The sequence below is a fragment of the Microcoleus sp. genome, from assembly GCF_049646505.1.
GTDB lineage: Bacteria > Cyanobacteriota > Cyanobacteriia > Cyanobacteriales > Microcoleaceae > Microcoleus.
In genome coordinates this window covers 1-13,656 of the sequence record NZ_JBARVX010000086.1, presented here as the reverse complement: position 1 = coordinate 13,656, position 13,656 = coordinate 1, and the positions used below count along the sequence as shown (strand labels likewise).

15 protein-coding genes are annotated in these 13,656 nt (G+C 45.1%); 12 read left to right on the top strand and 3 right to left on the bottom strand.

Annotated elements, in window-relative coordinates; all coding sequences use genetic code 11:
- Positions 1-500 precede the first annotated feature (500 nt).
- Entirely contained in the window at positions 501-1,229 is a 729-nt protein-coding gene (gene purC, locus WBA89_RS04955) for a phosphoribosylaminoimidazolesuccinocarboxamide synthase (protein ID WP_424404424.1), read from the bottom strand.
- Positions 1,230-1,547: 318 nt separating this feature from the next.
- On the opposite strand from purC, the gene WBA89_RS04950 reads away from it, so the two are divergent.
- A complete protein-coding gene (locus tag WBA89_RS04950) occupies positions 1,548-1,976 on the top strand; it encodes a response regulator (RefSeq protein ID WP_424404423.1) in 429 nt (142 codons plus the stop codon).
- Between the two features lie 119 nt (positions 1,977-2,095).
- On the top strand, positions 2,096-5,512 hold the full coding sequence (locus tag WBA89_RS04945) for a response regulator (protein WP_424404422.1): 3,417 nt from the start codon (positions 2,096-2,098) through the stop codon (positions 5,510-5,512).
- 24 nt (positions 5,513-5,536) lie between these two features.
- On the opposite strand, the gene WBA89_RS04940 is transcribed toward WBA89_RS04945, so the two are convergent.
- Positions 5,537-5,668, bottom strand: coding sequence for a hypothetical protein (locus WBA89_RS04940; protein ID WP_424404421.1), 132 nt, complete (start codon positions 5,666-5,668; stop codon positions 5,537-5,539).
- Positions 5,669-5,714: 46 nt separating this feature from the next.
- Here WBA89_RS04940 and WBA89_RS04935 point away from each other — a divergent pair, with 46 nt between their 5' ends.
- The 10 genes from WBA89_RS04935 (at position 5,715) to WBA89_RS04890 (ending at position 11,755) form a co-directional block, all read left to right on the top strand.
- Complete coding sequence (locus tag WBA89_RS04935) at positions 5,715-8,036, top strand: DNA phosphorothioation-associated putative methyltransferase (RefSeq protein WP_424404420.1); 2,322 nt, start codon at positions 5,715-5,717, stop codon at positions 8,034-8,036.
- Between the two features lie 2 nt (positions 8,037-8,038).
- Positions 8,039-8,296 (top strand): BrnA antitoxin family protein, encoded by a 258-nt coding sequence (locus WBA89_RS04930; RefSeq protein WP_424404419.1) that lies wholly within the window; start codon positions 8,039-8,041, stop codon positions 8,294-8,296.
- Between the two features lie 188 nt (positions 8,297-8,484).
- On the top strand, positions 8,485-8,646 hold the full coding sequence (locus WBA89_RS04925; protein ID WP_424404418.1) for a hypothetical protein: 162 nt from the start codon (positions 8,485-8,487) through the stop codon (positions 8,644-8,646).
- 49 nt (positions 8,647-8,695) lie between these two features.
- The gene (locus tag WBA89_RS04920; RefSeq protein ID WP_424404417.1) at positions 8,696-8,968 is read left to right on the top strand and encodes a hypothetical protein; all 273 of its coding nucleotides are present in this window, start codon (positions 8,696-8,698) and stop codon (positions 8,966-8,968) included.
- On the top strand, positions 8,965-9,345 hold the full coding sequence (locus tag WBA89_RS04915; protein WP_424404416.1) for a clan AA aspartic protease: 381 nt from the start codon (positions 8,965-8,967) through the stop codon (positions 9,343-9,345). Before WBA89_RS04920 ends, WBA89_RS04915 begins: the two co-directional genes overlap by 4 nt.
- Before the next feature lie 159 nt (positions 9,346-9,504).
- Positions 9,505-10,101, top strand: coding sequence for a transglutaminase-like domain-containing protein (locus WBA89_RS04910; protein ID WP_424404415.1), 597 nt, complete (start codon positions 9,505-9,507; stop codon positions 10,099-10,101).
- 283 nt (positions 10,102-10,384) lie between these two features.
- Complete coding sequence (locus WBA89_RS04905) at positions 10,385-10,597, top strand: hypothetical protein (protein WP_424404414.1); 213 nt, start codon at positions 10,385-10,387, stop codon at positions 10,595-10,597.
- 17 nt (positions 10,598-10,614) lie between these two features.
- Entirely contained in the window at positions 10,615-11,040 is a 426-nt protein-coding gene (locus WBA89_RS04900; RefSeq protein ID WP_424404413.1) for a type II toxin-antitoxin system VapC family toxin, read from the top strand.
- A 135-nt stretch (positions 11,041-11,175) separates the two neighbouring features.
- Entirely contained in the window at positions 11,176-11,472 is a 297-nt protein-coding gene (locus WBA89_RS04895; RefSeq protein ID WP_424404412.1) for a BrnT family toxin, read from the top strand.
- On the top strand, positions 11,462-11,755 hold the full coding sequence (locus tag WBA89_RS04890) for a hypothetical protein (RefSeq protein WP_194060355.1): 294 nt from the start codon (positions 11,462-11,464) through the stop codon (positions 11,753-11,755). The genes WBA89_RS04895 and WBA89_RS04890 overlap by 11 nt, the downstream gene beginning before the upstream one ends.
- A 236-nt stretch (positions 11,756-11,991) precedes the next feature.
- Here the strand turns inward: WBA89_RS04890 and WBA89_RS04885 are convergent, their stop codons facing one another.
- Entirely contained in the window at positions 11,992-13,164 is a 1,173-nt protein-coding gene (locus WBA89_RS04885) for a TRC40/GET3/ArsA family transport-energizing ATPase (protein ID WP_424404411.1), read from the bottom strand.
- Positions 13,165-13,656 lie beyond the last annotated feature (492 nt).

Here is a 13,656-nt window from a genome sequence, read left to right as displayed (position 1 = left end):
CTTTTGGGCAATCACACACACACGATATTAGTCATTCGTCATTGGTCATCAGTCATTGGTCAGTAGTTATTAGTTATGGGTCATTGGTCATTGGTCATTAGTCATTATTCATTGGTCATATCATGTCTGGTAGATTAACCGCAATCAGTAAGGTTCGCGCGTGCGTCCTGGCATACGCTTGCTTTGTCGCAGACTCGCATTCCGCACGCGCGAACCGTTTTTGTGATGGTAATCGATCGGACTTGATATCATTAGTCATTGGTCATTGGTCATTGGTCATTAGTCATTAATCATTAATCATTGGTCAATGACTAATTACATCGGGAACATCTCAATGAGAGTAAAAACCTGTTGTAGGAGTGCTGTCCCCGATTGCTTGCTTATATATACAGCTAGCGGGGACAGCACTAATACAAGATCAAAACTGAGACGATCCCGCTGACATTCATTAAAGGCACAACGGTGACAAACTGTGCAATTGTAGCGCATTGTTAAGTGCTCTAGACCTTCTGAGCTAGAACCCGCTGCAGAACTTGCTGGTAAGCGGTTTCTACCGATCCCAAGTCGCGGCGGAATCGGTCTTTGTCCATAACGCGCGCGTCGGGGTCAGTTTCTGCGTTGTCCCACAGGCGGCAAGTGTCAGGACTGATTTCGTCGGCAAGAATCAGGTTTTGATGTTGGTCGATGCCGAATTCTAGTTTGAAGTCTACCAGGGTGATGCCGCACTGAGTGAAAAAATCTTTAAGTATTTCGTTAATTTCGCGGGCGGCGATTTCTAGTTGGTCTACTTGTTCCGGGGTGGCTAGCTGCATTAACAGCAGTCGGTCGCGGGTCAGCAGCGGGTCTCCCAAATCATCGTTTTTGTAATAAAATTCAACTAGCGCCGGATTCACAATTGTACCGATCGCAATTCCGGTTTGCTTGCACAGACTGCCGGCGGCGATGTTTCTGACTACAACTTCTAAGGGCAAGATTCGGACGCGGCAGACTCGCATTTCGTTGGGCGCTGGCGTGTCTATAAAGTGGGTTGGTATGCCTTTGGCTTCTAGCATCCGAAACAGGTGGGCTGATACGGCATTGTTGATTTCGCCTTTGCCCGCAATGCTGCCGCGTTTCTGGGCGTTAAAGGCTGTCGCGTCGTCTTTGAAGTGGGTCAGCAAAATTTCGCTGTCTTCGGTGGAGTAGAGGATTTTGGCTTTGCCTTCGTAGAGTTTGCGTCCGGCTGACATGGCGATTCATAATGTAGATAAGTTTCACATTTTACAGTAGCTGTCTGAGGGAATTATTGGCGAGTTTTTCGTTCTCGGCAGCCCCGCTCGCCCCCCTGACCAAAGCACAATATAGATGAGACCTGCACTTGTTCGCTATTCCCAGGGCCCAAAAACCCGTAACGCGCCGCCTGCTCCTGTCGCGGAGCTCCCCCAATTTTAGAATAAAGTCCAAGCTGCAAGTAAATCTCAAATCGAAAACCTTCAATGCCCCGATCGGCTGACTGAACCTCCCGGCGGTCAACGGCAGTCAAAAAACATCTATAAAAAGGCTGATTTATGGAAGACAAAAAAATTCATATTCTCTTGGTAGAAGATGACGAGGTAGATGTAATGAACGTCCGGCGAGCTTTCAAAAAAAGTAACATCCTCAATCCCCTATACATCGCTGCAAACGGATTAGAAGCTCTGGCAATATTGCGCCAAGAAAAAATAGAGCTGGCAATGCCTCAAGCGCGCCGGTTGATTTTGCTAGACTTGAATATGCCGAGAATGAACGGCATCGAGTTTTTGCGAGAATTGCGGCAAGATGAAAAATTGAGGTCGATTCCGGTGATAGTCCTCACAACATCTAATGAAGATAGAGATAAAGTAGAAGCTTATAATTTGAATGTAGCTGGCTATATTCTGAAACCGGTCACTTTTTCTAATTTTGTGGAAGTTATGGCTACCCTCAACAAATACTGGATGCTGAGCGAAATTCCCTAAGTTATGAAAAGATTAACACAAAAAATTAAAAGAGGCTTCGATTTTTTTTTAGAGGTACATTTGTTCGATCGCTTTTTGTAGGCCCTAGCTGTTTCGGATTAATTCCAAATTCGGTTATTATGGACAAACTTATTAAAATTCTGATAGTCGATGACGATGAAGTCGATCGGATGACGGTCAAACGTTGGCTCAAGTCCGCTGGGGTTTGGGCAGAAATTACCGAAGCAGAAGATTGTGCCGATGCCCTGGCCAAACTCTCGATCGGCAAAAAGTCTACCCAAGCGATCGAGAAACTCTCCGCACCAGATAATTTTCAACCTTTAAGCGAGGTTGAAGAAACAGAAAATTTCCTGGTATCAAATCAGATATTTGACTGCAAATTTGACTGCGTGTTCCTCGACTACGGCTTGCCCGACGGAGACGGACTGAGTTTGGTGCAAAACATACGAAAAACTGGGTTAAAAGTTCCCTTAATTGTGCTCACAGGTCAAGGCGACGAACAAATTGCGGTGGAGTTAATGAAGGCTGGAGCTTCTGATTATATTGCCAAAGGCAAGATGTCAGCAGAAAGTTTGTCGCGCAGTTTGTTCAACGCCATTCGCGTTTACCGCGCCGAATCTCAGGCCTTTCATACCAGTCAAAAATTCAAGGAAAGCGAGGAACGTTACAGGTTAGTTTTAGAAGGAGTGAATGACGGAATTTGGGATTGGGATTTAAGTAAAAATGAGGTTTATTGGAACGATCGCCTTTTGGAAATTATCGGTTTGTCGCGAACTCGATTTGGCAGCACTATGGATGCTCTCTACAGCCGCCTGCACCCAGAGGACAAGGACGGCATCGTTCGGGCGATCGCTGCTCACTTAGAGCAAGAAATTGACTACAATGTAGAATTCCGGCTGCTGCATTCATCCGGCAATTACCGCTACTGCACTTCTCAGGGAAAAGCTCAGCGGAATCCGCAAGGAAAAGCGGTGCGGATGGCCGGCATAATTAGCGACATTACCGATCGCAAACAAGCCGAAGACGCTTTAGAAAGAGAACGGCAGCAACTAAAACAAATTATTACCCGCGTGCCGGTAGCAATGGCGATGTTCGATACCCAAATGCGCTATTTAGCTAACTCTCACAAATGGCTGACTCAATTTAATTTGGAGTGGCAAACCCTGACAAATCTCAGTCATTACGAAGTGTTTCCAGATACGCCAAATCGCTGGAAAGTAATGTATGAAGAAGTGCTCAAAGGCGACATAGTTTCTGTCAGCGAAGATGCTTGGGAACGAGCAGACGGCTCTGTTTTGTATTTGCGCTGGGCTGCTCATCCTTGGTACAATCCCGACGGCAGAGTGGCGGGAATGGTGATGGTGGCGGACAAGATTAATGAATTGGTGGAAGCGCGGGAAACTGCCCTAGAAGCGAGCCGGGTGAAATCGCAATTTTTGGCGAACATGAGTCACGAAATTCGCACTCCGATGAACGGGGTTTTGGGGATGGCTCAATTGCTGCTGCTGGCTCCTCTGGAACCGAAACCGCGGGAGTGGGCTCAAACTATTTACCGCAGCGCCGAACATTTGCTGAGCGTGATTAACGATATCCTCGATTCCTCTAAGATAGAAGCTGGAGAAATGCGGCTGGAAAAAGCTGATTTTGATTTGGATAGCTGCATTGAATCGGTGATAGAAATGGTAGCACCTTTGGCAGATAAAAAAAATCTTGAATTAAATATTTTAGTTGATAGTTCGGTGCCGAGAAAGTTGGTGGGCGATTCGGGGCGGCTGAAGCAAATTTTGATAAATTTGACTGTAAATGCCATAAAATTTACCGATGGCGGTCAAGTTTTTATTCACGTGAGTGTCAAGCGGGGCGATGGAGTTGCAGACGGCAGACAAGCGGCAAGTTTGCTATTTTCGGTGCGCGATACAGGCATTGGAATTTCGCCGGAAGGGCAGACAAAGCTATTTCAATCTTTTTCTCAGGTAGACGCTTCTCTGACTAGGCTGCACGGCGGCACTGGTTTGGGTTTGGCGATTTGCAAGCAGTTAGTGGAGATGATGGGCGGCTCGATCGGGGTTCGCAGTTTTCTCGGCAAAGGTTCGACTTTTTGGTTTGCTGTACCTTTGGAAAAACAGTTGCAAGTTGAGCCTCAATTTCCCGAACTTGCCGGCAAGAAGCTGTTAGTCTGCTCTGCAAACGCTTTGAGGAGGGCGGCGGTGCGATCGATCGCTAAAAGTTGGGGTGTTCGCTGCGATGAAGCAGAAACTGCTGCTGATGCTTTGACTTGGTTGCAAAATGCTCGGAGCGGAATTTCTCAGGATTCGGCATCAGGGGAAAAATCCTGCGACGCGCTGCTTGTGGATTTGCAAATGCCGGATTTGGATGCCGAGGAATTTGGTGTGAAAGTGCGATCGCTCTCAACAGTTGGCTCGTTAATCGCCATGACTGCGTTGCGGGAACAGCCGAAAGCTGAAGCGCTTTGCAGTGTGGGTTTTAGCAGCTATTTGATCGAACCCGTGCTGCCTTCCCGCCTGCTTGAGGCTTTGCTGGCCCCGATTCAGGAAAGGGGAGAGTTTGACAGCTTGGAGACTGCTGATACTTGCAATTTCCCAGCAGTTAATACTAAATATGTTACTCCCAATTCGCCGTCACCGCTGAGAATTTTGCTGGCGGAAGACCACCCGATCAATCAACAAGTTATAGTCGAACAGTTGGCAGCTTTAGGCTATCGTGCAGACTGCGCCGCCAACGGTCAAGAAGCGCTGGATTTGCTGGCCAAAAACAGCTACGATATAGTATTGATGGACTGTCAAATGCCGATACTTGACGGTTACGCAACTGCGCGAAAGTTGAGGGAACAAGAAAAGGGCGATCGGCATACTTTTGTAATTGCTTTAACAGCTCACGCTATGCCGGGGGAACGAGAAAAGTGTCTGGCGGCGGGGATGGACGATTATCTCAGCAAACCAGTAGATTTAGATGCTTTGGCGGGGGCGATGAAAAAGTATGAAGCCCAAAACGCTCATTTTAAAAACAAGTATGGAGTTCCAAGTATGAATTTGGCAGAGCCGGAGATAGCGGTAACATATTATACACAAACATCCCAAAAAGTAGAGGTGGTGGCTGTGCCGGCACCAAGGGCGATCGCGCTTCAAACCTGGGAACACGGAGACTGTGACGGACTGTTCGACAAAAACAGATTGGAGCAACTCGGACGGGTTAATGTTAAATTGCCCGATCGGCTTTTGCAAGCATTTGTAGGAAACGCGCAAGCTGATGTGGCTGCTGCCAAAATAGCCGTAGAAGCTAAAGATTGGCCAACTGTAGAATATCAAGCACACCGTCTCAAAGGAACTGCTGCAAATGTGGGAGTTGCTCAGATGTCGGATTTAGCCGCACAATTAGAGAATCATGCGCGAAGCTTTCAATCCCAACCCCTAGCAGTCCAATTGTCAACTATTGAGATAGTTCAAACAATATTAGTGAGTTTATCCAGTCATTTAGGCCGGGTTCAAGAATTTGTAGAAACTCGAATGTTTAGTTAATATGTTAGTCGATTTTAGTCAATTTTAGTCGATCGCAGTCGATCGCAGTCGATCGTAGTCGATCGCAGTCGATCGTAGTAGTCGGCGATTGAAATCGCGCCTACACAAACGAAGTCCGCCTGCGCGGACTAAGAAATAAATTCTTTCTTTCTTCACTCTGTGTCCTCTGCGTTCTCTGCGGTTAAAAAAAAATAATTTAGCTATGACCTACGATATCAGTAAAAACCCTATTTTAGATGCCGAACCATTAGAAAACGATCGAGAACTGCTAACACCTTTGATAGCTTTTGCTAGAGAAATTTCATTGCACGAACAAGAAGCAGAACCTCTGGACTTGCATTACCAATCTCTGCCAGATCGCGGGGGAGTTGCGGTGAATTGTATTGTAGAAAAAGTAGCTCGCTGCTGTCGGGAAAGCAAAATTGGCAAAAAATTACCGACAGCTTTTTACATTCACGTTTCTGCCTTGTCAGCACTCAATCCTGTCCTCGCAATTTACGAAAATTGTGCCAGACAAAATCTCGAAAACATCGATGAAGCAACCTTAGTTAAATTTTCGCTCCAGCAACCTAAAATATCTTATCTTTTTTACCCCGATTTCGACACAGACGCTCACCCTGCTTTGCAAACCAGCATCCAAATTAATCTCGAAACAGGCGAAGTTAAATGTTTCGATTACAGCAACAGCGAAAATCCCCCGGTTTTGCACCGCAAGGAAACTTTTGTAACTGCGGATTATCCCAATTACGAAAAGTTTGCTCGACTGACTCGCTGCGAGGAAGGATGGGGACTGCTTGACAATACTAGCGTTATCGGTACTCGCGAGGGTTGGCTGAAATATTTGGGATATTGCGGTGTAGAAATTCAAGATCATGCTGTTGTCGAACGTTTGAAACAGCAGAATAGCGATCTTTCAATTCCTAAAATTGAACGCCACAAAGCTGCGATGGTACGAAACTCTGTTTCTAAGCCGGTGCGTTTGGTTTTGGAATCGGATTTGTTTGTGGATGGGATGACTTTTTTTGATTACGGTTGCGGCTACGGCGGGGATGTTAAATATATTGCGGGAGAGGGTTATGTGGCTGCGGGTTGGGATCCGTACTATCAGCCGGAAACTCCGCGAATTCATGCTGATATTGTGAATGTTGGTTATGTAATTAATGTGATTGAATCTTTGGGGGAAAGGCGAGAAGCTTTGTTGAATGCTTGGGATTTAACTAAGAATTTATTGGTGGTGGCGGCTCAGGTTTTGATTGATGATGGCGATCGAGGTCAAATTGCTTATGGGGATGGGGTGATTACTTCTCGCAATACTTTTCAGAAGTATTACGAACAAGAAGAGTTGAAAATTTATATCGACCAAGTTTTGAATGTTGATGCGATTCCTGTGGCTTTGGGGATTTATTTTGTGTTTCGGGAGGCGGCGGCGGGTGAGGGTTTTCGGGCTTCTCGGTTTCGATCGCACTTATCGACTCCCAGAGTGCGATCGCAAGTCAAGCGTTTTGAGGATTATGCGGAAATGCTGGCTCCTTTGATGGCTTTTGTGAGCGATCGGGGCCGTCTGCCGGTAAAAGGCGAATTAGCTGAAGAATCGCCAATCAAGCAGGAATTCCACAGTTTTAACCGCGCTTGGAGGGTGATTTTGCAAGCAACGGATGCGGATGATTGGGAGAAAATCGCCGACAAGCGCCGCCAGGATTTGCTAGTATATCTCGCTCTCAACCGTTTGGGCGATTCCCTACAGGATAGCGACGCGGTGCGTCCTTCGATGCGCCGGCTTCCGGCTCAAATCCGCAATGACATTAAGGGTTTGTTTGACAGTTATCAAAAAGCTTGCACTTTGGCAGATTTAATGCTGTACAGTTTGGGCAAAGCTGATATTGTTGCGGACTGCTGCGAAGATAGTGCGATCGGCTACAAACAGCACGGTTCCCTTTCTGTTCACGTCTCAGTTTTAGAAGAACTCGACCCTTTGCTGCGGCTCTACGAAGGCTGCGCCAACCGCACAATTGGCAGGCTTGACGGCGCGACAATTATCAAGTTTTACGCTCGCAAACCTCAAATTTCCTATTTATTTTATCCCGATTTTGACATTAACCCGCATCCAGCCCTCCACACGGCTATGCACATACATTTGCGCGACCTTTCTGTTAGCTATCAAGACTATTCTGATTTGTCTAATCCGCCAATTTTAGTTAAAAAAGAAGCTTTTGTTAGTCCTGATTATCCCCATTACGAAAAGTTTGCGAAACTCAGCCGCCAAGAGGAAAAGTTGGGGATTTTTGATAAGTCGGGTGGATTCAAGCAGTGGGAGTGGGTGAGGTGTTTGGAGGAAAATTGTGTCAGGATTAAGGGGCATCGCTTGTTTTGGCGATCGGATGCTGACCCAGAAAAATTAAAAATGCTGAAAACAAATGCGTCGGAACGCCAGCAGAAAAAAATTGAGGTTAATGCGGGAAAGAGTGAAGGAACCGCAGAGGACACAGAGGGCACAGAGGATGGAAAAGAAGAGGGAGGGGAATAGTCATGGAAACGGAGTATGATTTTAGTCAGGGTAAGCGAGGGGCGATCGATCCAACATTACCTGATAAAACTCGGATCGCAATCTGGTTAGATGATGAGGTTTTAGCGTGGTTTCGCGAACAAGTTCATTTAGCAGATGGAGGGAATTACCAAACTTTGATTAATGAAGCGCTGCGTCAACATATCCAGCAGAGTTCTGAGCCTTTGGAACAAACTTTGCGAAGAGTTGTACGAGAAGAACTTCAGCGCATTGAAAAGTGAAGTGCTTACAGATAGCTAATACGACACGGTATCTCCAGGGCGAAAGTCACTATCTTATGAACGCAGACGCTATGAACAATACCTCAAAAACCGACTGGGCTAGAACCGACGCAATGAGCGACTAAGATATCGATACTTCCGATATTCCACCGCTGTCGGAGGAGTTCTTTACTAGAGCTCAATTACGAATGCCTAAGTCGGCTATTACTATGGCAGTTGAAGTCGATCCTGAAACATTTGCTTGGTTTCAGGCACAAGGAGAAAGTGCCGAACAGCAAATGTCTGTAGCACTTAGGATTTATGCAGATGCACACAAAACCTATCCTGCATTCGTAGCAAAGCCAGCATAGCGACATCTATAATTATAGTTAAGGCAAAGATCGAGGAAAAGTCGTAATCATGGTAGTCCATCAACCCCTCTATAGCAAAGAAGAATTTGCTCAACGTGGCGATCGCATTTACCAAACTCAAATACGCTCACAAATCGAATCGGGTAATCAAGGCAAAATTGTAGCGATCGACCTTGAAACTGGAGATTTTGAAGTTGATGCGAGTGAAATAGCTGCTTGCAAGCGCCTTGAATCTCGTCACCCAAATGCTCAAATCTGGATTGTTCGCGTTGGGTATCGTCACGTTCGCCGATTCGGTGGACGAACCAAGAGATATGTATGATCCCAGGAATCGTTAATGCTGATTCTGAAGCGATGATCTCGCTTTCAATATGTGACTCTGATGGGAAAATTCACATACATGAGGCGATCGTAGACACGGGTTTTAATGGTTGGCTTTCATTACCTCCAGATTTGATTACTCAGTTGAACTTGAGATGGAAAAGGCGAGGACGCGCCATTCTCGGCGATGGTAGTGAATGCGTTTTTGATATATACGAAGCAATTGTAGTTTGGGATGGAGATTATCTGACAATCCCAATTGATGAAGCCGATTCAGAACCTCTTGTTGGAATGTCATTGATGGAAGGCTATCAACTCATGGTTCAAGTCTTTGAAGGAGGCAAGGTAGAACTCCGCAAAGTAACTAGGCAAGAGTGACAGCAGTACCAGGAGGAATAGTCATGGAAACGGAGTATAATTTTAGTCAGGGTAAGCGAAGGGCGATCGATCTAAAATTACCTGCGAAAACTTTGTTGATAAGCGTTTACAATTCAGGCTGTAGCATTCCTAGCGGTTGATATGCAAGAATACTTGAAAGTGAGTGAAGTTATTGATTGGCAGCATCCCGAAATTAGGGAATGTGCTAAACAAATCGCATCGGGACATCAGACACCAAGGGCGATCGCCAAAGCGTGTTTTGAGTGGGTTAGAGATGAAATTCGTCACAGTTATGACTATCAAATGAGTCCTCTTACCTGTCGAGCTTCAGATGTTCTTCAGCACAAAACAGGTTATTGCTATGCGAAAAGTCACTTGTTAGCAGCGTTACTAAGAGCCAATGATATTCCGGCAGGTCTTTGTTACCAGCGGTTGAGTATTGATGATAAAGGTGCGCCTTACTCATTGCACGGTTTCAATGCCATTCATTTACCTGAAGTTGGTTGGTATCGGGTTGATGCCAGAGGTAACAAAGAAGGAGTCAACGCTCAATTCACTCCACCTCAAGAACAGTTAGCGTTTAAGATTCAGTTTCCTGAAGAAGCAGATTTTCCAGCCATATTCTCAGAGCCGCTTCCAGTCGTTATAGAAGCATTGCAAGGACAGAATACATGGGACGATCTGCTTCGCAATCTCCCAGACATTTCGTTGGAGTCCGCCAATAGTTATGGGTTACTATTATTCCAAACGCGATGAAAAATACCTCAAAAACCGACTGGGCTAGAACCGACGCAAAGCGTTAGACATCTTGCTACAATGTTTTTATACAGTTTAAGTCAGGCACTATAGACCTCTTGCAAAAGTCCTTTTCATCAATTTATAGGGCAGGCGAGACACCCACAATAAAAAATGATTCTTGTGGGATGGGCCGGAAAGCCCGTCTTAGTTATTTTTGCAAAAGGTCTATTGAGTAGATAGGCTTGCGATCGCAAAGATATTGCTACAATAGCCGTATAACTCTATCTTGGTAAAAAATTATATGATCTCCCAACAGATTGAAGACCAATCTCAACATCTCGAATCGCGAGTTGCAACTTTAGAAACTGAACTAGCACAAATGAAACAGATGCTATCTGTATTTGTTAATAAAAAATCTCCTTGGTGGCTAAAAGTTGCGGGTAGTTTTGAAAACGATCCTACCTTTGACGAAGCAGTTCGCCTCGGAGAAGAATGGCGTAACTCTGCTGAATAGCTCAATACCTTCTTACGATGTATATTCTTGACACCGACCATCTCAGTTTCATCCAGCGCAATGGGCAAGAGGGAAAGCAAATCTTATCAAGACTGGCAGTTATAGAAGAACTGGAAGTTGCAGTGACTGTAATTACCTACGAAGAACAAGTTAGAGGACGGCTCAATTTCCTGTCCAAAGCAAGAACATTAGACGAACAAATTTTGGCTTATCAAGGACTACAGCAACTTGCACTCGACTATCAATCTATCGTGATTATTCCTTTTAATCGTGCGGCTGCTTTGGAACATCAACGCCTGCGAAAAATGTATCCCCGTCTCGGAAATATGGATTTGAAAATTGCTGCCATTACTCTAATCAACAACGCAACCTTACTCACCCGTAACAAGTCAGATTTTGGACAAGTCTTAGAGTTACGAATAGAAGATTGGTCAGCCGCTTAGAATCAATGAGTTCATGGAAAAATACAATTGAAAGGCTCCAACCATCAGAACTGGCTGTGGCAGTAGTTTGAAAACGATCGTTTTTTGCAGCCAACGTATTGACATTGTAAATACATTTTATTTATACTAGGGAGCATGAATGTATACTTCGTGCTCAATGGCATTACCTTCGTATGGGACGACTCAAAAGCGCGGATTAATCCCACAAATCATGATGGGGTTACTTTTCAACAAGCTGCTGAATCCTTCTTTGACCCATTTCTAGTTGTCGTTGATGCCAGCGGCAATGAGGAAGCGCGTGATGCTGTGATTGGGCTAGATAGTCGGTGGAATCTACTGTATGTAGTTCACATTGAGCGTGAAGAAAATGTCATTCGGATTATTTCAGCACGTAAAGCAACTCGTCAGGAGAGGGCAGAGTATGAAGGTTGAAGCATTAAAGCAGCGATTAGATCGCAACCGTCCAATGACTAGCGTAACAATCCGTATGCCCGAAGATGTTGTGGAAGATTTAAAAAAAGTTGCACCATTGTTGGGTTTTTCGGGTTATCAGCCATTAATTCGTGCTTATATCGGTCAAGGTTTGCGCGTTGATTTAGAACGATTTGAGAGCGAGACAGTCACAGCCTTAGTAGCAAGTTTGAAGCGTCGAGGTGTCAGCGATGCAGTGATTGATGAGGCATTAAAGGAAGTCGTTGATGCTAAATCATGTTAATTAGACTTCTTGCAAAAATAGTTAGGACGGGCTAGAAGCCCATCCCACAAAAATCTTTTTTTATTGTGGGACGTTGCTCTGAGCATCGTCCCAAAATTTGATTAAAAGGACTTTTGCAAGAGGTCTATTGTGTCTGGCCAGCACCACAACAAGGCGATACCTGTACGTGGGGTCAAAAACCCGGTTTATGCCTCAATATCTCAAGGGAGAAACCGGATTTTTTTGGGTAAGTCTTGTTAAGCAAACTTAATCTTCAAATAATCATCTTCCATCTTCGCCCCGGAAGGTTGCAGCGCGGCTAAAGCTTGCGGCAATACCATATTTCGGCGGTGATTCCCAATCCGAACGTTCAACTCATCTCCCGTTTTGCTCAACTGAATCTGATCCTTAGCAATTCCCGGCAAATACAGTTCTAGAACATATTGATTGTTGTCCTGAACAATCTTAATCGTATTTTCTTTGTAATAAACTTTGCTGGGGTCTTCATCGGCATAAAGCGTTTCTTTCAAGCGTTCCAAAGCCGGCAAACCGCACATTTCTTCAGAATAAAGCGGAATTTCTTTTACTGGCAGCGGTCTAAAATTATCGTGAATTTCCTGCTTGTACTGCTGCTGGCTTTCTTTCCACCGCTTGAAAAATGGATCGGTTACTTCTTCGGGAATAATTCGATTGGCGACAATTAAATCTGTGGCAACATTGTACAAACTCAAATAGGCGTGAGCGCGCAGAGATTCTTTAATTACCATTTTTTCGGGATTGGTAACTAACCTGACCGAAGTCACAGTATTGTCAGTTAAAATCTTTTCCAAAGCTTCGATTTGTTCGTAAAATTCGTAAGGTGCGTCCATCACCTCTTTGTTCGGTAAAGAAAAACCGGCAATTGGTCGAAAAATCGGTTCAACTAAAGGTCTGAGGGCGGCTGATATGCCTTGCAATGGTTTGTAAAATTTTCTCATGTACCAGCCGCCAACTTCCGGCAAACTTAACAATCGCAAAGCTGTACCTGTGGGTGCGGAATCGATAATTAAAACATCATAAATTCCATCGTCGTAATGGCGTTTCATCCGCACTAAACCAAATATTTCGTCCATTCCCGGCAAAATGGCTAATTCTTCAGCTTGCACGCCCTCAAGTCCCTGCGCTCTCAAAACCTCACTAATGTAGCGTTTGACTGCTCCCCAATTGCCTTCTAATTCCCTGAGAGCGTCCAATTCTGCTCCCCACAAATTGGGTTTGACCAGTCGAGCATCGTGTCCGAGTTCCATGTCGAAGCTGTCGGCTAGGGAGTGGGCGGGATCTGTGCTCAGCACTAGGGTTTTGTATCCCAATTCGGCGCATCGCAAGCCCGTAGCAGCGGCTACGGAGGTTTTGCCGACACCGCCTTTTCCGGTCATTAATATTAAGCGCATTGATTGTTTAGCTCGCCTGAAAGTTCTTTAAGATCGAAAACTTAATAACTTAAACACCTCCTACAGTCTTCTCTCCTGTAAGTTGCCTTCCTCAAAGGAGGCAGAGCCTCCGCACCTGCATTACCAGGCAGAGCCTGGTAACGAGCAACGAGCAATCGCTTAAGTTATTAAATTTTCATTCCTTACTTATATATTGTAATGGAATGTAACAAAAATTAATTTAGTGGGGTAATTAATTTGGTCGATCGCCCGCCGGACACAGCAGATTGTCGCTCATGCACGAAATCGGTGCGATGTCAACATCAAGAAGTGTGGGAATTAGTTAGGTTGAGTAGGGGTCGATCGCACAAAAAGAGATATCGCACTTTGTCGGAGAAACCCGGTTTCTATCAATATCTAGTTGGAGACGACAATCTCGAAGCAGAAACCCGGTTTCTTTGATTGTTGGTTCAAAAGGGATCTCGCACTTAACACGTTCTAGCAATCCTTGCA